The following is a 24,217-nucleotide window of genomic DNA, read 5'->3' as shown; positions in this document are numbered from 1 at the left end:
TCTCCTTGTTTGACTAGAAGCCGTAGAGCGTTTTCTTCCAAATGGTGGACAGGGTCGTGATGGCCTCGGTATCCGACAAGCGCAGGCCCAGGCCGGCACTGTCGGGGCGTAGGCAGACGGTAGTGAATTGTTCGAACAGCAGCGCGATGGCCAGTGCGGTGTGTTCAGGTTGCAGCCCCACCGCGTATCCGTGTTCCTGGGCGCGCAGCACTGAGGCCGCGACGATATCAATACCGAACTGGCGGAACTGATTCTGCAGGCCGGCGAAGCGGGGCTCGGTGGCGGCCAGCTGATCCACCGCCACCATGACCCCGATGCTCTGTTTGAACATGTCCCAGTAGGCGGTGACGACGGTGACGAAAAATCGCGTGTCGTCGGGGGATTCGGCCAGGTGCAGCCGAAGCCCCGACGGCAGCACGACGTCGTGCAGAAATGAGTCGGCCAGCGCGGCCAGCAAGTCTTCTTTGTCGTTGTAGTAGCGGTAGAACACCGCAGGCGACCTCCCGGCCGCCGAAGTGATGTCGACCAGGGTGGTGCCGTGAAAGCCGCGCTCGGCGAACAGCTTCCTCGCCGCATCTTCGATGGCCTGCCGAGTCTGGAGACCCTTGGAACTCAGTGCGCGCGAGCCGTCGCCGGCTCCGTCCGCTTTGTGCGGACGGCTGGACGGTTCCATGATTGCCCCCGTGCTCGCCGGTGAGAAAACTAAACCTGACGTTACTTTTTGTTCGGAGCGTTGGCAAGAGCATCACTGCCTCAGGATGCTGCCGTTGACCTGCTTCAACGTGGGTCGTGGGCTTTCCTGGCAACGACTCTCAACGTTGTGCGGTAGGCGTAATGACACTGTTCGAAGTAAGGCTCACCGCTGGCTCGCCCGCCACTTGTCCAAGGCGCGACGGTCCCTTTTGGTCGGCCGTCCCGCGCCGCGATCGCGAGCCGCTACCGGTACCGCCGATGTCGGCGGCGGCGCGGGTGTCCGGTCCAGGTAGCATGTGACGGCATCGGCTGCCCCAACCCGTTTCTGGATGACTCGGACGACCTCAACGATCCGCGTTGTGTCGCCGACCAGGGCGCGCACTTCGTCACCGGGTGACACGGTCGTTGCGGGCTTGGCCACTCGATCGTTGATTCGCACGTGCCCACCCCGGCATGCCGCGGCGGCGTCCGGTCGGGTCTTGGTCAGCCGGACCGCCCACAGCCACCGATCAACGCGGGTCGAGTCCATGAAACCCCTCGGCACAGTTCAGGATCCGGTCGCCGGCCCGCAGCAGCGCGCTGGGTAGATCATGGCCGACCAGCGATCGCGCGACAGCCGCCGCGCGGATCGCGGCCTCCAGGTCGATGTCGACCCCAATCTCACTGTCCCGCAACAGGTACACCAGATCTTCGGTAGCGATATTGCCGCTGGCGCCCGGCGCGAACGGGCAACCCCCCAGTCCGCCCACCGACGAGTCGAGCCGTGTGACCCCGGCCGCCACCGCCGCATACGCGCTCGCCAGCCCCGAGCCGCGGGTGTTGTGGAAGTGCGCGCCCAGTGCAAGATCGCCGATGCGGGGTTTCACCTGGTTCATCAGCGAGGTGACCCGGCCGGGCGTGGTGGTGCCGATGGTGTCGGCGATCGCCAGCCGATCGGCACCGGATTCACATGCGGCGTCGACGATGTCGAGCACTCGCTGCGCCGGGGTGGGGCCGTCGAACGGGCAGTCCCAGGCGGTGGCGATGATCACCTCGACGCTGACGCCGGAGTCGTGGGCGATCGTCACGATGTCGGCGATCTGCGCGCTGGCGTCGGCGCTACTGCGCCCGACATTGGCATGGCTGTGCGCGTCGGCCGCCGACACCACGTATTCGACCGAACGCAGACCGGCCGCGATGGCCCGCTTGGTGCCGTTCGGGCTGGCCACCAGAGCGGAGAATTCGATATCGGGGTAGTCGGCCACATGGGCGGCGAATTCCGGCGCGTCGGCCAGCGCGGGAACCTTGGACGGGGAGACGAACGCCGTCGCCTCCACTTCGCGGACTCCGGTGGCGGCGATGGCGGCCAGCAGCTGCAGCTTGGCTGACAACGGAATTGGATCTTCGATCTGCAGACCGTCGCGCAGGGCAACCTCGCGGATCGTGACATGTCCGGGTAGCTTGCTCACAGCACCCCCTGAGATTCGAGGTCGGCGATCTCGTCGGCAGCCAGGCCCAGCAGATCGGCGTAGATCTCGGTGTTGTGCTGCCCGGGGCGCGACGATCCCGCAGATCGGATGGTTCCCGGCGACTCGGACAGCACCGGGACCACGCCTGGGCCCTTGACGTTGCGGCCGATGCGCTCATCCCAGTGATCGGCGATCATGCCCCGCGACACCAATTGTGGATCGGTGACGACCTCGGCCACGGTGTTGATCGGGCCGCTGATGACACCGGCCTCGCTCAGCGTGCCGATGATGTCGGCGGGTGTACGGACGGCGGCCCAGTCGCCGATGATCTTGTCGATCTCGTCCTGATTGCGGCCGCGGGCAACGTGATTGACGAATCGGTCGTCCTCGGCGAGTTCGGGCCGGCCCATGGCCGCGCACAACCGGCGGAACACCGTGTCCTGGTTGGCGGCGATGACGACCCAACTGCCGTCGGCACTGCGATAGATGTTGGACGGGGCGATACCTTCCAGCCGGGTGCCCGACGGTCCGCGGACCACACCACCGATGTCGTAATCGGGGATCGTCGACTCCTGCACTGCCAGACATGATTCGGTGAGTGCCGCGTCGACGATCTGACCTTCACCGGTGACCGTGCGACGGTACAGTGCCGCCAGTGCGCCCTGTGCGGCGAACATACCGGCCAGGCTGTCACCGAGGGAGAGGGCCAGTCGCGGCGGGGGACCGCCGGGGAAACCGTTCATGTGGCGCAGCCCGCTGGCGGCCTCGGCGACCGAGGCGTATCCGGCTTTCTTGGCTTCCGGTCCGGTCTGCCCGTAGCCGGACACTCGCACCAGGATGATGCCCCGATTACGTTCGCGTAGAGCGTCGTAACCCAAACCCCACTTCTCCAGGGTTCCGGGCCGGAAGTTCTCCACGATGACGTCGGAGTGCTCAACGAGGTCGAGGAACAGATCGCGTCCCCGAGGCTTGCGCAGATTGAGGGTGACGGCTTTCTTGTTGCGCGCGTGCACCGTCCAGAAGAAATGGTGGCCGTCCAGTTCTGCCTGTCCCCAGGTGCGTAGCGGGTCCGGGGCGCCCGGCGGCTCGATCTTGATCACCTCGGCCCCCATATCGCCCAGCAGCCGGCCCGCGAAGGGTCCCGAAATGAGCGTGCCGACCTCGATTACCCGAATGCCGTCCAGCGGTCCTGTAGGACTCAATTCAGTCCGCCTTTGCGAAATCGTGCCGCACCAGCCAGTCGGTGACGATCCCGACTGCCTGACGCAGCGTCTCTCGTTGGTCCGGCCCGGAGTAGTAGTGGTTGGCACCGGGGATCTCGTACGTCTCCTTGTCGGGGTGCCCGATCGCCTCGAAGAGCCGACGAGTGTGGCTGGGCGTGCAGGCGTCATCGGCCAGGTTGCCGATCACCAGCGCCGGCACCGCGATGTCTGGACCCGCCTTCACGGCGTCACCGTTCGCATCGTCATAGCTCCACTGTGACAGCCAGCTGCGCAGCGTGCAGAAACGTGCCAACCCCACCGGGCTCATATTGACCACGTGCGGGTCGCCCAGGTAGCAGGTGCCAGGCACCCGCTCATTGGGATCGACGGTCGGGTCCAGCCAGCGCGGGTCGGCCATGGTGCCGTGCACGACGAAACAGAATTCGTCATCGGGTCGGCCCTGTTCGGACAATTCCGCTAATTTTTCCTTGACCCACTTGGTGATCCGCCGGTTGCGGGCGACCTGCGCGTGGTGGTAGCGCTCGAGAAACTCGGGCGTGTAGGGCGGCTGGTTGGGGTTGTCCGGGTTGTAGAGGTCGAGTTCGGGATCCCGCTTGGTCGGGTCACTCTCGTCGAGGATCGACGCGTCCATCCACTCGGTCATGGTGCCGTGCCTGCTGATGTGTGCGGCCAGTAGCATGATGCCATCGGCGGGCAACAGACCGAGCTTCGTCAGATCGGGGCCGTCACCCGATGGGCTGGCGGTGACCGTCGGGTTCTGTGCCTGCTGCTGGTAGAACACCGACAGCGAGCCGCCGCCGCTCCACCCTGCCAAGACCACCTTGGCGTAGCCCAGCCGGTTCTTCGCGTCCTTGACGCATTCGCCGAGATCCTCGACCACCTTTTCCATCAGCAGTCCAGAGTCGGTGCCGCGGAACCGGCTGTTGCAGTAGATGACGTGATGACCGGCCCGGGCCAGGGCATTGATCATCGGCAGGTAGGCGCCGCCGCCGATCGGGTGCATGAACACCAGCACGGTGTCCGCTCGCGTGGTGGGCTTGAGCAGGTAGCTTTCCAGCACCACCAGCTCGGCAACGCCACCGTAGACATCGCGGACAGCGGAATTGTTCTGGTAGGCAATCAGATACGGGATGCGCTCGTAGGCACGCTTGGCTGGATCGACCATCAGTGTTGCCCCAGATCGTTGGCGAGCACTTCCGGTGAGGGAACCAGCCGCTGGCGGGTGTCGATGGCGATGACCTTCCAATCCACCCGGGTGAAATCGTCGAATTTTCGGCGGGCGCGTTCGCGGGCCTTCTCCGGCGCGCCGTGGTGCACGCCCTGGGGGGCATGGCTGATCAGGCCTGGCGGCATCGGGATGCCGTAGAGGGAGCCGCCGTGGAAGAACGCGATCTCGTCGAAGTCGACGTTGCGGTGATACCAGGGCGTGCGTTCGGTGCCGGGCACGGATTCGGCCGGCTTGGGCAGGAAGTTGCAGACGTAAACGCCCGTCGCCTCCATGAACAGATGGACCATGGGCGGCAGGTGCACGCTGTCGGAGGTGATGACGTTGTAGTCGTCGACGTTGAACGTGAACGCGTAGTTGTCTCCGCGCCACCCTTCGACGTCGATCGGATGGTGCGGATAGATCAGCGTTGTCGTCTCGACTCCGTCGATCGGCCGGTGATACAGCCGGACCTCGTACTCACCGTCGTTGTGCGGGCCGTCGCCGTCGTCGATGGCCACCGGGTCGGGGATGACGGCCTGCGACGGGTCGAACGGCCAGTGCCGCCCAAGAGGGCCGGCCGGTGGCACCCGGAACTCGTCGGTGGCCTCGATGATCAGCCACGTGCTTTCTGAGTCCGTGGTCTGCCGCCACGTGCACGCTTTCGGGATGTAGATCCAGTCACCGGCGCGGTAGGAGAGCGGGCCGAACTCGGTCTCGAGGCTTCCGCTGCCCTGGTGCACGAAGCACAGCAGGTCACCGTCGACGTAGCGCGCATAGAAGGGCATCGCCGCCTCTCGACGGCTCAACGAGATGCGGCAATCGGGGTTGGTGAACAGCACCAGCGGAGCGCCGGCTGGGTCGGACAAATCGGTCGGTTTGAGCTCACTGGTCAAGACGTCCAGCGGCCGTAACGGGCCGTTGGCCCGAAATGTGGTCGGATCGTTGCGGCGGTAGATGTTGGCGGTCCGGCCGGTGAATCCACCTCGGCCCAACTCGTCGTCCTTCAGGCCGTCGAGGTCGGCGTGCACGCGCCGTGGCGTTGTGCCTTTGCGCAGGTGAGTGAAGGATTCCATAGAATCTCCCGAGATCAGCGTCGAGGTACGGGTGTGGGGGAAACTAAAAGTGACATTAGTTTTTGTTTAGCCCGCTGACAAGGGCGGCAGCGCCGATGTGTAGTGTGGCGGACTTTCACAGGTTCGAGACGGCATGTTTTACTCGACCTTGCAATCCGAGTTGTATCGGGGTCATAGAAAGCTGGGTGGATTTGTGAAGTCCTTGTTTGACAAGGTGCGCCGGTGGCCGCGCCGATTCGCGGTTGCCGCAATCGTGACTGCGGCCCTTCCGGGCCTGATCGGCCTGGTCGGGGGATCCGCAACGGCGGGCGCATTCTCGCGCCCCGGCCTGCCCGTGGAATACCTCCAGGTGCCGTCGCCCTCGATGGGCCACGACATCAAGATCCAGTTCCAGAGCGGTGGCCCTAACTCGCCGGCGGTCTACCTGCTCGACGGCCTGCGGGCCCAGGACGACTTCAATGGCTGGGATATCAACACCCAGGCGTTCGAGTGGTACTACCAGTCTGGTCTGTCGATCGTCATGCCGGTCGGTGGCCAGTCCAGCTTCTACGCGGACTGGTACTCGCCCGCGTGCGGCAAGGCCGGTTGCCAGACCTATAAGTGGGAGACCTTCCTGACCCAGGAGCTCCCGCAGTGGCTGGCCGCCAACCGGGACGTGAAAGCGACCGGTAGCGCCGCCGTCGGCCTCTCGATGGCCGGCTCGGCCTCGCTGATCCTGTCGGTGTACCACCCCCAGCAGTTCGTCTACGCGGCGTCGCTGTCGGGCTTCCTGAACCCCTCCGAGGGCTCATGGCCGTTCCTGATCAATATCTCCATGGGTGACGCCGGTGGATTCAAGGCCAACGACATGTGGGGCCCGACGCAGGACCCGAACAGTGGCTGGAAGCGCAACGACCCGATGGTGCAGATCCCCAAGATCGTCGCCAACGGAACCCGCATCTGGATCTACTGCGGCAACGGCACACCCGACGAGCTGGGCGGTGGCGATGTGCCGGCCACGTTCCTGGAGAGCCTGACCATTCGCACCAACATCACCTTCCGCGACAACTACCTCGCTGCGGGCGGTAAGAACGGTGTGTTCAACTTCCCGGACAACGGCACCCACAGCTGGGCCTACTGGGGTCGTGAGCTCCAGGCGATGAAGCCCGATCTACAGAAGACCCTGGGCGCAGCCTAGGAAATCAACGAAAAGCGGGTCGCCGGTCTCTGTGCCGGCGGCCCGCTTTCGTTATTGGCGGGCTGCTCGGCATCCGCGGTGTGCGACTCACGACCGCGCGTGTCGAGGCCACGTTCACGTATGACGACGCCAATCCCGCCGAGCATCGGCAACCCGGTCGCGCACAACTCGGCTGGTGTTCGTCCGGAACACCGCCCTCGGAGCTGTCGATCGCCTCGGCGTTCCACAAGGTGAATCCGATGCTGACGCATCACCTCATCGCCGCTGCCGCCAACCGACTGGGCTACACCCCGGCGCAGGTCGCGCTGGCGTGGACCCTGGGGGTCACCGACATCGAACTCGATGAGGAAACCCAGCGTGAGCTGACCGCCGTCGCAGCGGCTACTTCAGCTCGGTTGACGACAGCCCGAGGAGCCGGCGGGCCACCACCAGCTGCTGGATCTGCTGCGTGCCTTCGAAGATGTCGAGGATTTTCGAATCGCGGGCCCACTTCTCCAGCAGGGTCTGCTCGGAATAGCCTGCGGTCCCCGCTAATTCGACCGCCTTGAGGGTGATGTCGCTGGCCACTCTGGCGGCCTTGGCCTTGCCCATCGACGCTTCTTTGGAGTTCGGGATCGCGTTGTCCGCCTGCCACGCCGACCGCACGGTCAGCAGGTAGCCGGCCTCCCAATCAGCCTCCATGCGAAGGAACTCCGCGGCGGGGGCGCTCTGTGCATGAGCGGGTTTGTCGTAGGAGATCTCCATACCCGCCTCGGTCAGGATCGTGCGGAGCTCCTCGAGGGCGGCCCGGGCCACTCCGACGGCCATGGCCGCCACGATCGGCCGGGTACTGTCGAAGGTCTCCATGACCCCGGCAAAACCCTTCTCCACGTGGATCTCCGGGTCGCCGAGCAAGTTCTCCTTGGGGATGCGGGCATTGTCGAACCGGATGACCGCGGTATCGGAGGCTTTGATGCCGAGCTTGTGTTCGAGACGCTCGACGGTGACGCCGGGGTGCTCGCGCGGGACGATGAAGGACTTGATGGCCGCACGCCCCTTGGACTTGTCCAGTGTTGCCCACACCACGATGTGGGTGGCGCGGGAGCCGGCGGTGACGAAGATCTTCTCGCCGTTGATCACGTATTCGTCGCCATCGAGCACCGCGGTCGTCGACACCGCCGCCGAGTCGGAGCCGAACGACGGCTCGGTGATCGCCATTGCGGCCCAGACGTTTTTGCCCAGCCGCGCCAGCTGCTCATCGGTGGCCACACCCGAGATCGCGGCATTGCCCAAGCCCTGGCGGGGGACCGATAACAGTAGGGCGATATCACCCCAGGATATCTCCAGCGCATTGAGCAATGCGGACATGTTGCCGCCGTTGATATTTCCCTTCGGGCCGTCGTCGCTGTCGCGGAAGGCTTCGGTGCCGGCGAACGATATCGTGTTCGCCTCCGAGATGCCCTCGAACAGGGTCGCCAGGGTGTCCAGCTCGACAGGGTAGGCGTGTTCGGCGATGTCGTACTTGCGGGAGATCGGACGCAACATCTCCGCGGCAGCCTGGTGCGCCTTCTCGATCACGGCTTCCAGCTTGGGCGGCAGTTCAAGATTGATTGCCATGGCAGTCTTTTCCGTTCGTTAGCCGGTGACGTTCACAGGACGACAACACCCTCGGCGACGCCGACGGCCCGCAGATCGCGGTACCAGCGCTCGACCGGGTGTTCCTTGGTGAAGCCGTGACCGCCGAGCAACTGCACACCGTCCAAGCCGATCTGCATGCCCTTGTCGGCGCCGAGCTTCTTGGCCAGTGCGGCCTCACGTGCGAACGGCAGTCCGCGCTCTGCACGAGCGGCACCGCGCCAGGTGATCAGTCGCAGACCGTCGAGCTCGATGGCGATATTGGCGCACATGAATGCGACGGCCTGTCGGCGAGCGATGGGCTCACCGAACGCCTCGCGCTCCTTGATATAGGGGATCACGTAATCCAGTACCGCGTGCGAGGTGCCGACTGCCAGGGCGGCCCAGCCCAAGCGCGACAGGGCAATTGCTTCGGAATAGTCGGCGTCGGTGGCACCGTCTTCGCCAAGGCGCGCCGACACCGGCACCGACACCTTGTCCAATTCCACTTGGCCGAGCGCGGCAGCGCGGATGCCCATGCTGGGATCCGCCTTCACCGACACGCCCGGGGTAGACGCCTCGACGATAAATAGCGCCGGCTTGCCGTTGAGTTGTGCTGCGACGATAAGCAATTCGGCGTCTGCTGCAGCCGGGACCAGCGATTTGACCCCGTCGAGGCGGTAACCGCTCGGGGTGCGCACCGCAGTGGTCTTCAGCGCGGTCGGGTCGAACAAGGCGTGCGGCTCGGCGATGACCACGCAGGCTTGCGGCACGTTATCGCCGGTGAAGTCATGGAGATAGGTGGCCTGCTGGTCGGCGCTGCCCCAGTGGGTCAATGCCGATGCGACACCGCCGGGGGCCAGGATCGGCAGAGCCAGACCCATATCGCCGTAGGCGAGTGCCTCGGCCACCAGGGCGTTGGTCACGGTGCTGCGGTGGTCGGCGATACCGTCGAAGTCCTCCGGGACATTGATCGCGGTGATCCCGAGTTCGGCTGCCTTAGCGATGAGGTCCGGGGGATAGGTAGCGGCGTCGTCGGCGTCGTGGGCGGCCGAGCGCAGAATCTCCTCGGCGAACTCGTCCACCGTCGCGACGATCATCTTCTGATCGTCATCGGGGGTGAGATCGAAATACTCGGTGCCACTGGGCCGCAGCCGGGTGGGTGCCTTACCCACGCCCTGGACCTTCTTGAACTGCCGGGTGGCTGCGCCCGCAGTCGAGAACGCTTGCTTGACACCGTATTTCAGGCCGCGATTGAACGGATCGCGCAAGTGGTAGCGGTCCAGGAAGTCCTGACCGACCAGCGGCGTGACGAGTGCCAGGCCGATATCGGTGATGGATCGCTTGTGCTTGAACTGCCCGACCGCGCTGTCGCGGGCTCGGGCGCTTGTTGCTTTGGGTGGAAGTGTGTTAGTCATTTTCGTCAGCCTCGTCGACGGTGGGCGGTGCTGGGCAGGTTGCGCTGACCCTATCTTACTCCAAAGTAAGGTCGATCTCGGGCCCTGTTGAGACTTCGGGTTTTGTTGGGTAGGTCGCATGCCCAGAAATGCGATAGCGGTCTACTCGCATCCCCGTCCTATTCGCGTTCGACACGCAGCGCGGCGTTGTTCGAGCGGCTCTGGGGGCCGCCGCCGGATGCTAGCGGCGCGCCAAGCGGCCCAGCGTCTCGTCGTGCAACAGGCCGTTGGTCGCGACGACATGCCCACCGTGCGGGCCGGGCCGGCCATCAAGATTGGTGAAGGTGCCGCCCGCCTCGCGCACCAGGATGTCCAGCGGGGCCAGGTCCCACAGCTTCACCTCCGGTTCAGCGGCGATATCGACGGCCCCCTCGGCGACCAGGCAGTAGTTGAAGAAATCGCCGTAGCCGCGCACTCGCCACACGTCGTCGGTGAGCTCGATGAACTGCTCCCGCAGCCCGAGGTCGGCCCACCCCGAGAGGCTGGAAAACGCCAGGCTCGCCGAGCCCAGATCGGCGACGCCCGACACCCTCAATGTCCGTGCCGGCCCGCCGCCGATGCTGGCGAACGCGCCCGATCCGTGCCCGGCCCACCAGCGCCGATTCAATGCCGGGGCGCTGACCACACCGACGATCGGCACGCCATCATCGAGCAGCGCGATCAGGCTCGCCCACACCGGCACGCCGCGCACGAAGTTCTTGGTTCCGTCGATCGGGTCGATCACCCACTGCCTGCCCTCGAAGGCGGCGGTTCCGCCGTACTCCTCGCCGAGGACGGCGTCGCTGGGTCGTTCGCGGGACAGGATCGCCCGCAGCTCGGCCTCGACGGCCTCGTCGGCGTCGGTGACCGGGGTCAGGTCGGGTTTGGTGTCGATGCGCAGATCCAGCGCCCCGAACCGGTCGAGGGTGATCGCGTCGGCCCGGTCGGCGAGCTCCACCGCCACCGAGAGGTCCGCCTGTACATCGTGGCCGCTCATGCCGTGCCCCCGCAGGCTCGGGTCCGGCATGTCCGCTGTCGATTCGCTCCGCAAGCGTCGCTCATGGCAGCAGTCCTACCATGGAAGCATGTGGGAATTCGCGGTGATACTGCTGATCGTCGGTGCGTTGGTCCTCGTTCTGGCACCACGCATCATGGGGCGCCGCGGTCCACGCGGTGAGATGGCACAGGGCACGCTGCTGGTGACCGGGGTGAGCCCACGTCCCGACGCCACTGGTCAGCAGTACGTCACGATCAGTGGCGTCATCAACGGCCCCACCGTCGACGAGCACGTGGTCTATCAGCGGATGGCGGTCGACGTGGACAGCTGGCCGACCATGGGCCAGCTCATCCCCGTGGCGTACTCGCCGAAGAATCCGGACAGCTGGTTCTTTGCGCCCCCGGAGCGGCCAGCACCGAACGCGTTCTAGCCACCCGGTGTCGCCCGCACGCGCCACCGAGCGCTTGAGAAGCCCCGCCCCAAAACGCCCTTATTCAGCAGACACCTATCCGTCCAGCGCGCGCAGCGAACGCGACGACGCTCGCTGATCGTCAAACACCGGTGCGGGGCATTGTCGTCGATTGACAGCGGCGATCTGGCGACACGACCGTCAGTGCCCCGCTGTGTCCACGTGTTGGTCGATGATGCGGTCGATCACCGCCAGCAATCCCTCGTCGAGGTCGGTGCGCGACTGGCCGCCGAGTGCGCTGAACAATGCGTGGTGGTAGAGCCCGTCACCGATCAGCTTGATCGTGCGGGCGACGTCACGGTCGCCGAGTGCCTCGGTCAGCACGCTCAACCATTGATCGGAAATCGTCTCGATCGCCGCACGGGCCTGGGGATCGCCGGCCTGCTGTAGCCGGGCAACCGCGACCAGGGTGCGGTCCAACGGTGTATTCGCATAGTGCGATGTTCGGATGTAATGCCGTGCGGGTCCGTCGGGCGCATTGCGCATCTTCGCGACATCATCGGTCGCCAAGGCGATCAATCGATCGCAGAGCGCCTCGGCGAGCTGATCTTTGGCGGGGAAGTGGTAGAGCAGGCCACCCTTAGACACCCCGGCGCGTGCTGCCACCGCATCCAGCGTGGCGTGGCGCTCTCCATCGACGGCGAGCGCGTCCGCATACGCATCGATGATGCGCTCACGCGAGGTCGTCATCGGCCGAGTTTATCGGTTTCCAACTGTACCGTCCGGACGGTACAGTCGACAGCCTATAACCAGTTGAGGAAGTGATAACCGTGCGTGCGTATATTGAGCTCGTTCGGGTTCCGGGCGTGGTCAATGTGACCGCCTCGCAGCTGTTCGCGAGGCTGCCTCTCGGCATGCTGTCGCTGGCGATCCTGTTGCACGTGCAGGCCCAGACCGGGTCCTACGCGGTGGCGGGGGCCGTTGTCGCGTGCACCAGCGTCGGTGAAGCGGTCGCGATGCCGATGACGGCGCGCCTGCTCGGCCGGATCGGCATGATGCCGACCCTGGTATCAGCCGCCGTGATCAACGGCGTCAGCATGCTGGCGCTGGCCTTTCTGCATGTCCCCACGTCGTACCTCATGCTGTTGGGGTTCCTGATCGGCGCCTCGGTGCCACCGCTGTTGCCCGCGGTGCGTGCGCTGTACCCGCAGATGGTGCCCGGCCAAGGGTTGCGTGCACTGTTCGCGCTCGATACCACTGCGCAGGAACTCATTTGGGTGATCGGCCCGGTGGCCGCCACGTTCCTGGCCTCCGCGATCTCGACCGCAATCCCGCTGCTGTTCTCCGCGGCGGTCACGGTGGTGGGGACCGTGTGGTTCCTGGTGAGCGCCCGCCAGTTCCGGCCGACGATCGTCAACAGCAGAGTTGCCTTCGGCAAAGTCCTGGCCAACCGTGCGGTGATTCTGGCCATGGTCGCCAGCCTCGCGCTGGTCGCGTCGTTCACGGCACTGGAAGTCGGTGTGCTTGCCCTCTTCGGCGACCACAACCTCTCGGCCGGCATCGCGCTCGCGGCGACCGGCCTCGGCTCGCTGCTCGGCGGGGTGTTGTTCGGCCATCGTCACCTCGGCGTGCGCGGACTGGCCCTCTCGATGGCGGTCGTCTCCGCCGGCACGGCGCTGTTCGGGGTGGTTGACGGCTACGCGCTGCAGCTGGTCGCCCTGTTCGCGTCCGGGCTGGGCTTCGCGCCCGCGCTGGCCGCGCTGTACGTGATGGTGTCGCATCAGATCGCCGACCACTCGACCGCCGAGGCGTTCGGGTGGCTGAACAGTGGTGCGCTCGTCGGCGGCGCCTTGGGTACTGCACTCGGCGGCGTGGTCGTCGACAGCTACAGCGCATTCGCGGTGGTCATGGTCTCGGCCGCGCTGGCACTGGCCGCGGCGTGCACGCCGCTCATCGCACGCACCGCCGGTCCGGTCGGTGGGTTGTCCCGCGATCCGCAGCCGCCGGTCGCCTGCGAGGTGTGACCGCTGCCTCGCTTGATCGTCGTCAGCCGTGGCCGATCCGCAATAGCTCGGCGACGTTGGCGACCTTCACCCGCGGGCGGCCATGCGGCTCGCCGGCGCCGCGTTCGTAGGCGTCGATGATCTGCCAATGGTCATCGGTCACCAGCTTCGGCTGCCGGTCCACCAGCCACCGAACCAGCTCTTCGGCGTGACCGGGCCCGACCTCGGCCAACTGCGCGCCTGCGAGATCGGCCAGCAGGGTGTCGACGGTGTCCTGCGAGTCCTTCTTGTTGGTGCCGATGATTCCCGACGGGCCACGCTTGATCCAGCCCACGACGTACTCGTTGGCCCTGCCGGCGATGCGGCCGCCCTCGTGCGGGATGGTGCCGGCGCCGTCGTCGAACGGCAGTCCCGGAACCGGGACGCCCTTGTAGCCGACGGCGCGCACCACGAGTTGGACGGGCAGGGTCTCGCGCTCACCGGTGTCCTTGGCAACGACACGTCCGTTGTCGTCGGTCACCAGCTCATTGCGACCCAGGACGATTTCTTCGACCCGCTTGGTGCCGCGGATCTCGATCGGGGACGTCTGGAACCGGAACACGATGCGACGATGCCCGGGAGTGTGCGCCCGCCCGGCGTAGTCGCGCATCACCTTGATGTTGGCCTTGGCGATCTTGCCCGCTGCTTCGGCTTCCTCGTCGGTGATACCGGCCAGGTCCGCCGGGTCGATCACCACATCGACGCCGTCGAGCTCACCGAGCTCGCGCATCTCCAACGTGGTGATCGCGGACTGTAGCGGGCCGCGCCGGCCCAGAATGATCACCTCGTCGATACCGCGGTCGTGCAGGGACTCCAGCGCGTGGTCGGCGATATCGGTGTTCGCGAGTGCGTTGGGATCGGTCACCAGGATGCGCGCGACGTCGATGGCGACATTGCCGTTGCCGACCACGACCGCGCGGCCACTGCTGATGTCGGGCAGCATTTCCTCGAAGTGCGGGTGCGCGTTGTACCAGCCGACGAAGTCGACGGCGGCCACACTGCCGGCCAACTCCTCGCCGGGGATACGCAGCGCCCGGTCGGACTGGGCGCCGACGGCATAGATCACCGCGTCGTAGTGCTCGGTCAGCTCGGCGGCGTCGACGTCGGTGCCGACGGTGATATTGCCGAAGAACCGGAACCGTGGGTCATTCGCGGTCTTCTCGAACGTCTTGCTGATCGATTTGATCTTCGGATGGTCCGGCGCCACCCCGGAACGGACCAAACCCCACGGGGTGGGCAGCATCTCGAGCATGTCGACGTGCACATCCGGCCCGCCGGCGGCGACCGAGCCGTCGGCGAATTTCAGCAGCGACGCGGCCGCGAAGTATCCCGAGGGGCCTGCACCGACGATCGCGACATAATAAGGACGCATTCTCGCGCTTTCTGTCCGGACCCGGCCGCGCGCAAGGGGCTGTCGCATCGCCGCCGAGAAGCACCGCTGGGGGCTGCGCGGCGCCACATCCTGGTTACGAAGGTGATGGTAGACGCGCAAGCGAATCAACAACCCCCTAAGTCTCAGCAGCCGCCGTGGATCACAACGGGTCGCGACGCCGGTACCCTGAGAACCCGTGGACCTCGATCGTCAGTCAGATATCGCCGCTCTCGACACCACTTTGACGACGGTGGAGCGAGTGCTCGACATCGACGGGCTGCGCGCGAAGATCGAGAAGCTCGAACACGAGGCCGCCGACCCCAACCTCTGGAACGACCAGAGCCACGCTCAGCGCGTCACCAGCGAGCTGTCTCATGCCCAAGGTGAGCTGCGCCGGGTCGAAGGGCTACGGGGGCGTCTGGACGACCTACCGGTGCTGTATGAAATGGCTGCCGAGGAGGAAGGTGCAGGTGCAGAGGACGCCCTCGCCGAAGCCGACGCCGAGCTGAAGTCATTGCAGGCCGACGTCGAGGCCCTCGAGGTCCGGACCCTGCTCTCGGGTGAGTACGACGAGCGCGAGGCCCTGGTGACGATCCGCTCCGGCGCCGGGGGCGTGGACGCCGCCGACTGGGCCGAGATGCTGATGCGGATGTACATCCGCTGGGCCGAGCAGCACAAGTACCCCGTCGAGGTGTTCGACACCTCCTACGCCGAAGAGGCCGGTATCAAGAGCACGACGTTCGCGGTGCACGCGCCGTACGCCTACGGCACGCTGTCGGTGGAGCAGGGCACCCACCGGCTGGTGCGGATCAGCCCGTTCGACAACCAGAACCGCCGTCAGACGTCGTTCGCTGACGTCGAGGTGCTGCCCGTCGTGGAGACCACCGACCACATCGACATTCCCGAGCAGGATGTCCGGGTCGACGTCTACCGCTCCAGCGGCCCTGGCGGTCAGTCGGTCAACACCACCGACTCAGCCGTTCGGCTCACGCACATCCCGACCGGCATCGTCGTCACCTGCCAGAACGAGAAGTCCCAACTGCAGAACAAGGTGTCTGCGATGCGCGTCCTGCAGGCCAAGCTCATGGAGCGCAAACGCCACGAAGAGCGTGCCGAGATGGATGCCCTCAAAGGCGACGGCGGCAGTTCGTGGGGTAATCAGATGCGCTCCTACGTGCTTCACCCCTACCAAATGGTCAAGGACCTGCGCACCGAATATGAGGTGGGCAGTCCTTCGGCGGTCCTGGATGGGGACATCGACGGATTCCTGGAAGCAGGGATCCGGTGGCGCAACCGGCGAGATGACGACGAGTAGCGTGCTGGCGCTTCCCTTCGCCGCCCACTGGCATGACTTCTGGCATGGCAGCATCGGCGAGTGGATCCTGACCAAAGGCCTGAGGATCACCCTGCTGATCCTTGGCGGCCTGCTGGCTGCCCGGTTCATCAACTGGTCGGCGCAGAAGATCACCCGGCGCATCGACGCCGACTTCCGGGAGAGCGACGCCCTCGTCCGCTCCGAAAGCGCCAAGCACCGCCAGGCCGTCGCGTCGGTCATCTCCTACGTGGCTATCGCCCTGCTGGGTGTCGTGGTGGTGGTCGAGGCCACCGACATCCTCGCGGTTCCGGTCAGCTCGCTGGTCGCGCCCGCGGCGGTTCTGGGTGCCGCTCTGGGCTTCGGCGCCCAGCGCATCGTGCAGGATCTGCTGTCCGGATTCTTCATCATCACTGAAAAGCAGTACGGCTTCGGTGATCTGGTGTCGCTGACGGTGGCCGGTATCGCCAAGGAAGCGACGGGCACCGTCGAAGATGTCACGCTGCGGGTCACCAAGCTGCGGTCGTCGGAGGGCGAAGTGCTCACGATCCCCAATGGGCAGATCGTCAAGACGCAGAACTTGTCCAAGGACTGGGCGCGCGCGGTCATCGACATTCCGGTTCCGACCTCCGCGGACCTCAGCCGGGTTAACGACGTGCTGCACGGGGTCTCGGAAAAAGCGATCGCCGACCCAGGCCTCAAGGATCTGCTTCTGGATGCCCCGCAGCTGATGGGAGTGGAGAGCATTGAACTCGATACCGTCAACCTGCGCATGGTGGCGCGCACCCTGCCCGGTAAGCAGTTCGAGGTCGGCCGCAAACTGCGTGTGCTCGTGATCGCCGCCCTGATGCGGGCCGGCATCGCCAGCCCGTCCGACGGCTCGCCGATGGTCGAGGCGATCGTGCATCCGGCCACCGCGGGCGGTGCCGAGGAGACTCAGGGCCCGGTGACGAAGTGAAGCTGACGCCGACACGCAGAGAGGGCCGCGGCTGGCCGCACTACATCCTGTGGGGACGGGTGCGCACCTCCACCGCAGCCCTGCTGGCCGCGTTCATCGCGGTGTGGTGGCTCTACGCGACGTATCAGCCCGCGCCGCCCCCGGAGGCACCGGCCCCTCAGATCGTGCCGCCGGGCTTCGTGCCTGACCCGTCCTACACCTGGGTGCCGCGCACTGAAGTGCGGCGCACCACCACCACAACGCCGCCGCCGACGACGACGACCACAACGACGACGGAGACGACCGAGCCGACGACATCGGAGACGTCCCCGACGTCGCCCACGTCCCCGACGTCTCCCACGTCCCCGACCTCGCCGACCTCGCCGACGACGACCACGTCGGTGGCGCCTCCGCCGGTGGCGCCTCCGCCGGTGGCGCCTCCGCCGTTCCAGGTTCCTGGGCTGCCCACTCCGACACCCACGCCCATTCCCTCGCCGGCTCCGGGGCAGGGGCAGGGGCCGCTGGTCACGCCCGCGGCTCCCACGCGGTAATCGGCCCTCCGGCTACACTGGCGTGCCGTGATGATCACCCTTGACCATGTCAGTAAGCAGTACAAGTCGTCGACACGGCCAGCCCTCGACAATGTCAGCGTCAAGATCGACAAGGGTGAGTTCGTCTTCCTCATCGGCCCGTCAGGTTCGGGCAAGTCGACATTCATGCGACTGCTGCTGGCCGAGGAGACCCCGACCTCCGGTGAGCTCCAGGTATCGAAGTTCCACGTCAACAAGCTGTCTGGTCGACACGTCCCCAAATTGCGCCAGGTGATCGGCTGCGTGTTCCAGGACTTCCGGCTGCTACAGCAGAAGACCGTGTTCGAGAACGTGGCCTTTGCGCTCGAGGTGATTGGCAAGAAACCAGACACCATCAACCGGGTGGTTCCCGAAGTGCTCGAGATGGTGGGTCTGTCGGGCAAGGCCAACCGGCTGCCCGCTGAGCTGTCCGGCGGCGAGCAGCAGCGGGTGGCGATCGCGCGGGCCTTCGTCAACCGCCCGCTGGTGCTGCTGGCTGACGAGCCCACCGGCAACTTGGACCCGGAAACCAGCAAGGACATCATGGATCTGCTCGAACGGATCAACCGGACGGGCACCACCGTCGTGATGGCCACCCACGACCACCACATCGTCGACTCCATGCGGCAGCGTGTGGTGGAGCTGTCCCTGGGCAGGCTCGTCCGCGATGAGAAGCGTGGTATCTACGGAATGGATCGTTAAGTGCGCTTCGGCTTCCTGATCAACGAGGTCTTCACCGGACTTCGCCGCAACGTCACCATGACCGTGGCGATGATCCTCACCACGGCGATATCGCTCGGCTTGTTCGGCGGCGGTCTGCTGGTTCTACGGATGGCCGAGCAGTCCCGCCACATCTATCTCGACCGCGTCGAGAGCCAGGTGTTTTTGACCGACGACATCTCGTCCAACGATCAGACCTGCGACGGCGACCTCTGTAAGGCGTTGCGCGCCAAGATCGAGGCCCGCAACGACGTCAAGTCGGTGCGGTTCCTCAATCAAACGGACGCCTACAACTTCGCACTGGTGAAGCTCCCGCAACTCGCAAAAGACGCCACGAAGGACAAGTTCCCGGCATCGTTCATCGTCAAGCTCGACGATCCGGACAAGCATGAGGATTTCGACAAGGCGATGCAGGGCCAGCCCGGCGTGCGCGGCATCCTCAATCAGAAGGACCTGATCGATCGCCTGTTCGCTGTGCTCGACGCGATGTCGAAGGTCACGTTCGCGATCGCGGTGGTGCAGGCAGTCGGCGCGGTTCTGTTGATCGCCAACATGGTTCAAGTGGCGGCCTACACCAGGCGTACCGAGATCGGCATCATGCGGATGGTGGGTGCGACGCGCTGGTACACCCAGCTGCCGTTCCTGTTGGAGGCCATGCTGGCCGCGTTCATCGGTGTCGTCATCGCGGTGGTCGGGCTGGTCGTGGTGCAGGCGTTTTTCTTGGATGACGCCCTCAGGCAGTTCTATACGGCGAATCTGGTCGCCCGCGTCGATTGGCGAGATATCGCCGTGTATGTGGCGCCGTGGATGACCGGTGTCGGTCTGGCGATGTCGGGTCTCACTGCCTACGTCACGCTGCGCCTATATGTGCGGAAATAGCCGTGGCCAAGAAAGCTGACCGCAAACCGGATCGGACGATCGTCGCCACCAATCGCAAGGCACGGCACAACTATTCGATCCTCGACACCTACGAGGCCGGCGTGGTGTTGCAGGGCACCGAGGTCAAGAGCCTGCGTGAAGGTCATGCGTCACTGGCCGACGCGTTCGCGACCGTCGACGACGGCGAGATCTGGCTGCGCAACCTGCACATCCCGGAGTATCACCACGGCACGTGGACCAACCACGCGCCGCGGCGCAATCGCAAGCTGCTCCTGCACCGCAGCCAGATCGACACGTTGGTGGGCAAGATCCGGGACGGCAACCTGACGTTGGTGCCGCTGTCGCTGTACTTCACCGACGGCAAGGTCAAGGTCGAGTTGGCGTTGGCACGCGGTAAGCAGGCACACGACAAGCGGCAAGACCTGGCCCGCCGCGACGCGGAGCGTGAGGTGATCCGGGAGCTCGGCCGCCGGGCCAAGGGCAAGTTCTGATCGGGGTCCTGCTCGCGCTGGCATCCGCAATCGGCTACGGCGTCAGCGATTTCGTCGGGGGCATCGCGTCGCGGCGGGTGGCCGCCCTGCGCGTCGTACTGGTCTCTTACCCGCTGGCGATGGTCCTGCTCGGCATCCTGGCTGTCATCGTCGGTGGCACGATCTCCACCCCGGCGGTGGTGTGGGGCGCGCTGTGCGGAGTGAGCCAGGCGTTCGGCGTGTGGTGGTTCTACGCCGCGCTCGGTTCCGGCCCGATCTCGGTGGTCTCGCCGTTGACGGCGGTGCTCGTGGCCGGCGTGCCGGTGAGCGTAGGACTGGCGTTGGGGGAGCGGCCCGGCCTGATCGCCGGAATCGGCACCATGCTGGCGCTACTCGCGGTCGTCTTGGTCAGCCGCGAGGCCACCGACGAGGACGTGCGCCCGCACCGGTTCACTGCCACGGTCGCGTGGCTGACCGTCGGCTCGGGCCTGGCGTTCGGGCTCAACTTCGTCTTGATCCACCAAGCTCCGGTCGATGCGCACCTCTGGCCGTTGTTCTTCGCGCGGGTGTCGGCGACCGCGGTGGTGCTCCTGGTGGCTGCCTTCACCGGGAACCTCCATGCGCCACGCGGCTTTCCACTGACGATGGCGGTGGCCGCGGCGCTGTTGGACACCGGTGCCAACGTGGCGATGCTGCTGGCGTTGCAGGCCTCGATGCTGTCACTGGCCAGTGTGCTGATGTCGCTCTATCCGGCGGCGACGGTGCTGCTGGCGGTCGTGGTGCTGCGTGAGCGCGTCACTCGCTGGCAGGTGCTCGGCATGGTGCTTGCGTTGATTGCCGTCGGCATGATTTCGGTCCGCTAAAGATAGGGTCGGCAGGTGGTGTGGAAACCCCAACGGCTGCTTGCCCTGTCGATGGTCGCCGTCGTGGTCGCCGGGTGCGGTGATCGGGAATCGTCGTCAGCCTCGGAGTCGCCCTCTTCGGCATCGGCGGTGGTCGCCTCCCCGGGACGGCCCAACCTGGACCAGTACCTCGATCAGGACGTCGATTGGAGCACCTGTCCCCAACGCGCGGACGCCCAATGCGGATCGATCACCGTTCCGATCGACTACGCCCGTCCCGACGACGCCTCGATCGAGATACCGGTGATCCGAGTACCGGCGACCGATCCCGACCGCCGCCTCGGGGTGCTGACCTTCCCCCCGGGCGGACCGGGATCCTCCGGCTTCGACTACGTCTTGAATTCCGGTGATGATCCGGCGATCACGCGTCTCGGTCAGCGTTACGACCTGATCGGATGGGACCCACGCGGGTTCGGTCGCTCCGCGGCAATCCAATGTCTGTCCGATGACGAGATGGATGACTATCTCGCTACCGATTTCGCGCCGACTGACGACGCGGGCGTCGAGCGGGTGATCGCGGCTCAGCATGAATTCGCCGACGGCTGCGCGCGCAACGCCGGTCTGCTGCTCGGATTCGTCGGTCCGGAAACTGTCGTCAAAGACATGGACATCCTTCGATCAGCACTCGACGAGGAGCGCCTGAACATCCTGGGCATCTCGTACGGCACCTCCCTGGCCCAGCATTACGCCCAACAGTTCGGCGACCGGCTGGGCAGAATGGTGCTGGATTCGGTCGACGACCCGGCAACCGACGCCGGCGTCGAATCCTATGACGACGGCAGCAATCCGGCTGCCCCCGAGGATGATTCCGACCCGGGCTTCTCTAGCGAGGTCGACGATCCCGACAAGATCGTCGACATGATTCTCACCAGATGCATCCAGCAGCCAGACTGCCCGCTCGGCGGCGATCACGATGCCGCTCGAGCCGCTCTCAGTGCACTCATCGACAAGGTGATCGCGTCGCCGATTCCGCTGCCGGATGGCCGGAAATTGGGGATCAGCATGCTGCTGACCGCGGCCTTCCAGGCGACCTATGCCGAGGAAGAATGGCCTGCTCTCACCAATGGCATCGCCGACGCCCTCAACGGCGATGACGGCACCAAACTGGCGTCACTTGCCGACTACTTCGACGGTCGAGATTCTTCGGGCCATTACAACCATAAGCGCGACTATTTCTGGTCGGTGCTCTGCCTGGCGGGCGATCCCGGCGTCTACCGGAAGAGGTCGGACCAGGAGATCACGGCGCATCTGAACCGGGAGGCAAGCCAGAGCGCTTCGCATTCACCACTATTCGGTGTATTCGACGCTTACAGCAGGTCCGTATGCAGCTTCTGGCCGCTGCCTCCCACGGTCGCTCCGGCGCCCATCGTCCTCGACAACGTTCCGCCGATTCTGCTGGTGAACAACACCGGCGATCCGGCCACGCCGGCCGCGGATGCGCAGCGGGTCGCCGACGCGCTGAAGGGGTCGGTTCTGGTTCTCAGCCAGCGCGACGACCACGACGCCTTCGGGCACGGCTCGCAGTGCATCGACGACATTGTGGTGAACTACTTCTTCGACGGAACGCTGCCGGCCGCTGGCACCCGCTGCGGGTGATTCAGTGCAGCTGCTCGCTCGGCACGTCGTAGCGCTCCTGATAGGCACGGACCTTCTCACGCAGCTCGGCGGCGTCCAGCCCGGTATCGGTCCACGTGTATCGTTTCCCGCGGCCGTCACCGGCGTTGTTCGAAAGATGCTCCCGCATAAGCTGTTCGGCGACTGGCGTCAGTTCCTGGCCCAACCGCTCATAGATCGTCCCGATCGTGGCGAACGGATCGCGCGTGAAATCAGCGAACCGCACGTTGATAATCCGGTCCTGGGCGATCTGGCCATCGTCGGCCCACGTCATCAGGCGGTCGAGTCCGAGGAGGTTCTCGGCCGCGCATTGCCCCGCCGTGCGTCGGACGGTCGCGGTATCGCTGGCGAGCTTCTGCAAGTGCGCGATCCGGGCGCTGATCGACGAGATGACGACCAACGGATCGCGGTGTGTCTGGACCAAAATCGCGTCCGGGTACTCGGCCAACAGCTTGTCCAGGGTCCACAGGTGCGCGGGGCTCTTCAGCAGCCATTGGCCGGGCACGCCGGACTGCAGGTGCTGCAGATACTGCCGGTGATGACGGTAGGGGACCGCGTGATCGGCCTCGTACATCAGCCAATGCTGGTCACTCGGCAGGCGGTACTGGGTGGGAAAGATCATGCTGCAGAAGGTGCCGCCGGTGATCCGCACGCATTCCTGCCTGCCGCGCGCGCTCATCGGGCGGAACTTCATGAAGCCGGGCATCAGCTGCTCGGTCATCTCCAGCTGTGCCTGGGTTTCGGCGATGCGCGGGTCGGTCTCGTAGGTCTCGGGCTGCGGCACCGGGAACGGCTGATCGACCTCCCAGCAGGTCGGGCCGAACCGTGCGGTGCAGCGTGGTGAGCTTGACGATGGTCCAGCCCGTCGCGGTGAGCTGGGCGGCCAGCACCTCGTCAGTCAGCGGCCCCGGCGGCGGGGCCTCTCCGATGAGTGAAATATCTAGCTGCGCTGGGATTTCGGTAGTCGGATCGCCGACATAGTCACGTACCACGATCGAGGTGGCGTCGTCGGGGATCTCGATCCACTGAGCGCCGGCGAGGTAGTTGCTCATCCGTCGCGGGTTCATTCTGGTGCCGGCCAGCACCTGCAGGCCCAGATAGGCCGATGTGCCCCTGGTACCGGTGACGCGGTAGGCCCGATCGCCGCTGATCATGGCCAACGGATAGGAGCCGTGCGGATTGGGTCCGCCGACGAGGCGTATCGGGGTGCTCATATCGACGAAATGCGGATAGTCGGGGTCGACGTCCACCGACAGTTCGGTGCACAGTGCGGTTACCCGATTGAGCACGCGAAGCCCCTCGAGCAGTTCGCGTTCGTCGCGGGCGTCCGCGGTGATCTGAGCCGTCAGGTCATTGAGGACCTTGCGGACGAAACCCCATGCTTCCAGTGACTTTTCGCCACTCATGTGCTCCTCATTCCGTGATTGGACACGCGGTCATGGAGTTGACCGCGCGGGAGATCCGATCAGACAGCGAACCGCCGTCCCGTAACCAGTCATCGATGGAGATCCGGACCGATGCCATCGCCACCGCGCCGATCAGCCGGGGCGCGATCGCCTCGGCGATGGCCGTCTCGAAGTTCAGGTAACACAGCAGCGTCCAGGCGCGCAGGCTCAGCGAGTCGCGGGTCTGGCGCTCGATTTCGGCGATGTTCTGCTAGCCGGGTGCGAGTTCGGCGAACGCCGCGGTCAGTGCCTCGTTGACGCCGAGCTCGCGGGGCGTCGGTGATCGCGGCCCGTAGCTGAGACTGAATGTCCACGACGAGTACTGGCCCCTGCCGGCTGGGTCTGCAGTGCCGTTCGGCTGTGATGGCGAGTAGTTACTGCTGCTCAAAAACCATGCGGTGGCCCAGTTGGAGGGCGCGTCTGTAGGGCGGCACCCGGATTGTGAGCGCACTATGAGTTTTTCCTGTGGCGCGTTCAAATCTTTTTGAGGAATTTGGCGGGTATGCGGAGAGCTCTGAGTTAGGCTGCTTCCTGACTACTAGGGGGTCCCGCATGGCCGGCCGTCGTTCTGAACGTCTGCGCCGTGAGGTCTCATGTTCGCTGTAGGTACACAGTCGTGCATCACTGGTTGTTCATCACTGAGAGATAGGTAGCGGAATTCATGGGTCAACATCGGGCAGTGCGCAAGACGGACGTTGG

Annotated in this window: 23 protein-coding genes and 1 pseudogene; 11 read left to right on the top strand and 13 right to left on the bottom strand. The window is 65.4% G+C overall.

What is annotated here, in order from left to right; all coding sequences use genetic code 11:
• Positions 1 to 13: 13 nt before the first annotated feature.
• From G6N13_RS01110 to G6N13_RS01085, 6 genes are all read right to left on the bottom strand, one after another.
• Positions 14 to 673 (bottom strand): TetR/AcrR family transcriptional regulator, encoded by a 660-nt coding sequence (locus G6N13_RS01110; protein ID WP_163694456.1) that lies wholly within the window; start codon positions 671 to 673, stop codon positions 14 to 16.
• A gap of 183 nt (positions 674 to 856) precedes the next feature.
• Complete coding sequence (locus tag G6N13_RS01105) at positions 857 to 1,222, bottom strand: Hsp15 family ribosome-associated heat shock protein (protein WP_163694455.1); 366 nt, start codon at positions 1,220 to 1,222, stop codon at positions 857 to 859.
• Positions 1,203 to 2,141, bottom strand: a complete 939-nt coding sequence (locus G6N13_RS01100) for a hydroxymethylglutaryl-CoA lyase (RefSeq protein WP_163694454.1) — start codon at positions 2,139 to 2,141, stop codon at positions 1,203 to 1,205. Before G6N13_RS01100 ends, G6N13_RS01105 begins: the two co-directional genes overlap by 20 nt.
• A complete protein-coding gene (locus G6N13_RS01095) occupies positions 2,138 to 3,343 on the bottom strand; it encodes a CaiB/BaiF CoA transferase family protein (protein ID WP_163694453.1) in 1,206 nt (401 codons plus the stop codon). The genes G6N13_RS01100 and G6N13_RS01095 overlap by 4 nt, the downstream gene beginning before the upstream one ends.
• Before the next feature lies 1 nt (position 3,344).
• Complete coding sequence (locus tag G6N13_RS01090; protein WP_163694452.1) at positions 3,345 to 4,529, bottom strand: alpha/beta hydrolase family protein; 1,185 nt, start codon at positions 4,527 to 4,529, stop codon at positions 3,345 to 3,347.
• The gene (locus tag G6N13_RS01085) at positions 4,529 to 5,644 is read right to left on the bottom strand and encodes a homogentisate 1,2-dioxygenase (protein WP_163694451.1); all 1,116 of its coding nucleotides are present in this window, start codon (positions 5,642 to 5,644) and stop codon (positions 4,529 to 4,531) included. The genes G6N13_RS01090 and G6N13_RS01085 overlap by 1 nt, the downstream gene beginning before the upstream one ends.
• Positions 5,645 to 5,837: 193 nt before the next feature.
• On the opposite strand from G6N13_RS01085, the gene G6N13_RS01080 reads away from it, so the two are divergent.
• Positions 5,838 to 6,821 carry an esterase family protein gene (locus G6N13_RS01080; protein WP_179965051.1) on the top strand — a complete coding sequence of 328 codons (984 nt, stop codon included), beginning with the start codon at positions 5,838 to 5,840 and terminating at the stop codon, positions 6,819 to 6,821.
• A gap of 381 nt (positions 6,822 to 7,202) precedes the next feature.
• Here G6N13_RS01080 and G6N13_RS01075 read toward each other — a convergent pair whose 3' ends face one another.
• The 3 genes from G6N13_RS01075 to hisN form a co-directional block, all read right to left on the bottom strand.
• Entirely contained in the window at positions 7,203 to 8,417 is a 1,215-nt protein-coding gene (locus G6N13_RS01075) for an acyl-CoA dehydrogenase family protein (protein ID WP_163694450.1), read from the bottom strand.
• 32 nt (positions 8,418 to 8,449) lie between these two features.
• Entirely contained in the window at positions 8,450 to 9,832 is a 1,383-nt protein-coding gene (locus G6N13_RS01070; protein ID WP_163694449.1) for an acyl-CoA dehydrogenase family protein, read from the bottom strand.
• A 220-nt stretch (positions 9,833 to 10,052) separates the two neighbouring features.
• The gene (gene hisN / locus G6N13_RS01065) at positions 10,053 to 10,847 is read right to left on the bottom strand and encodes a histidinol-phosphatase (protein ID WP_163694448.1); all 795 of its coding nucleotides are present in this window, start codon (positions 10,845 to 10,847) and stop codon (positions 10,053 to 10,055) included.
• Between the two features lie 88 nt (positions 10,848 to 10,935).
• On the opposite strand from hisN, the gene G6N13_RS01060 reads away from it, so the two are divergent.
• A complete protein-coding gene (locus G6N13_RS01060; protein ID WP_163694447.1) occupies positions 10,936 to 11,277 on the top strand; it encodes a hypothetical protein in 342 nt (113 codons plus the stop codon).
• A gap of 180 nt (positions 11,278 to 11,457) precedes the next feature.
• Here the strand turns inward: G6N13_RS01060 and G6N13_RS01055 are convergent, their stop codons facing one another.
• Positions 11,458 to 12,006, bottom strand: coding sequence for a TetR/AcrR family transcriptional regulator (locus G6N13_RS01055; protein ID WP_163694446.1), 549 nt, complete (start codon positions 12,004 to 12,006; stop codon positions 11,458 to 11,460).
• Positions 12,007 to 12,086: 80 nt separating this feature from the next.
• Here G6N13_RS01055 and G6N13_RS01050 point away from each other — a divergent pair, with 80 nt between their 5' ends.
• Positions 12,087 to 13,280, top strand: coding sequence for an MFS transporter (locus G6N13_RS01050; protein ID WP_163694445.1), 1,194 nt, complete (start codon positions 12,087 to 12,089; stop codon positions 13,278 to 13,280).
• 22 nt (positions 13,281 to 13,302) lie between these two features.
• Here the strand turns inward: G6N13_RS01050 and G6N13_RS01045 are convergent, their stop codons facing one another.
• Positions 13,303 to 14,670 carry an FAD-dependent oxidoreductase gene (locus G6N13_RS01045; protein ID WP_163694444.1) on the bottom strand — a complete coding sequence of 456 codons (1,368 nt, stop codon included), beginning with the start codon at positions 14,668 to 14,670 and terminating at the stop codon, positions 13,303 to 13,305.
• Between the two features lie 196 nt (positions 14,671 to 14,866).
• Between G6N13_RS01045 and prfB the strand changes: the two genes are divergently transcribed.
• Together prfB and G6N13_RS01035 are read left to right on the top strand one after the other, a co-directional pair.
• Complete coding sequence (gene prfB, locus G6N13_RS01040) at positions 14,867 to 15,985, top strand: peptide chain release factor 2 (RefSeq protein ID WP_163694443.1); 1,119 nt, start codon at positions 14,867 to 14,869, stop codon at positions 15,983 to 15,985.
• Positions 15,972 to 16,940 carry a mechanosensitive ion channel family protein gene (locus G6N13_RS01035; RefSeq protein ID WP_163694442.1) on the top strand — a complete coding sequence of 323 codons (969 nt, stop codon included), beginning with the start codon at positions 15,972 to 15,974 and terminating at the stop codon, positions 16,938 to 16,940. The genes prfB and G6N13_RS01035 overlap by 14 nt, the downstream gene beginning before the upstream one ends.
• A gap of 193 nt (positions 16,941 to 17,133) precedes the next feature.
• On the opposite strand, the gene G6N13_RS25800 is transcribed toward G6N13_RS01035, so the two are convergent.
• Positions 17,134 to 17,400, bottom strand: coding sequence for a hypothetical protein (locus G6N13_RS25800; RefSeq protein WP_163694441.1), 267 nt, complete (start codon positions 17,398 to 17,400; stop codon positions 17,134 to 17,136).
• Positions 17,401 to 17,500: 100 nt separating this feature from the next.
• Here G6N13_RS25800 and ftsE point away from each other — a divergent pair, with 100 nt between their 5' ends.
• The 5 genes from ftsE to G6N13_RS01005 are packed head-to-tail and all read left to right on the top strand — an operon-like array spanning position 17,501 to position 22,055.
• Entirely contained in the window at positions 17,501 to 18,190 is a 690-nt protein-coding gene (gene ftsE, locus G6N13_RS01025; RefSeq protein WP_163701494.1) for a cell division ATP-binding protein FtsE, read from the top strand.
• Positions 18,191 to 19,087 carry a permease-like cell division protein FtsX gene (gene ftsX / locus G6N13_RS01020; protein ID WP_163694440.1) on the top strand — a complete coding sequence of 299 codons (897 nt, stop codon included), beginning with the start codon at positions 18,191 to 18,193 and terminating at the stop codon, positions 19,085 to 19,087.
• Positions 19,088 to 19,089: 2 nt separating this feature from the next.
• Positions 19,090 to 19,578 carry an SsrA-binding protein SmpB gene (gene smpB / locus G6N13_RS01015; RefSeq protein ID WP_163694439.1) on the top strand — a complete coding sequence of 163 codons (489 nt, stop codon included), beginning with the start codon at positions 19,090 to 19,092 and terminating at the stop codon, positions 19,576 to 19,578.
• Entirely contained in the window at positions 19,575 to 20,420 is an 846-nt protein-coding gene (locus G6N13_RS01010; protein WP_407663896.1) for an EamA family transporter, read from the top strand. The genes smpB and G6N13_RS01010 overlap by 4 nt, the downstream gene beginning before the upstream one ends.
• 15 nt (positions 20,421 to 20,435) lie before the next feature.
• Positions 20,436 to 22,055 (top strand): alpha/beta hydrolase, encoded by a 1,620-nt coding sequence (locus G6N13_RS01005; RefSeq protein WP_163694438.1) that lies wholly within the window; start codon positions 20,436 to 20,438, stop codon positions 22,053 to 22,055.
• Position 22,056: 1 nt separating this feature from the next.
• Here the strand turns inward: G6N13_RS01005 and G6N13_RS01000 are convergent.
• Positions 22,057 to 22,890, bottom strand: a pseudogene (locus G6N13_RS01000) (sulfotransferase family protein); the annotation flags it as partial.
• Between the two features lie 603 nt (positions 22,891 to 23,493).
• Between G6N13_RS01000 and G6N13_RS25795 the strand changes: the two are divergent.
• A complete protein-coding gene (locus tag G6N13_RS25795) occupies positions 23,494 to 23,661 on the top strand; it encodes a hypothetical protein (RefSeq protein WP_163694437.1) in 168 nt (55 codons plus the stop codon).
• Positions 23,662 to 24,217: the final 556 nt, after the last annotated feature.

The organism is Mycolicibacterium sarraceniae, assembly GCF_010731875.1.
In the GTDB taxonomy this organism is placed as follows: domain Bacteria; phylum Actinomycetota; class Actinomycetes; order Mycobacteriales; family Mycobacteriaceae; genus Mycobacterium; species Mycobacterium sarraceniae.
This window is presented reverse-complemented; position numbering and strand designations above follow the sequence as displayed.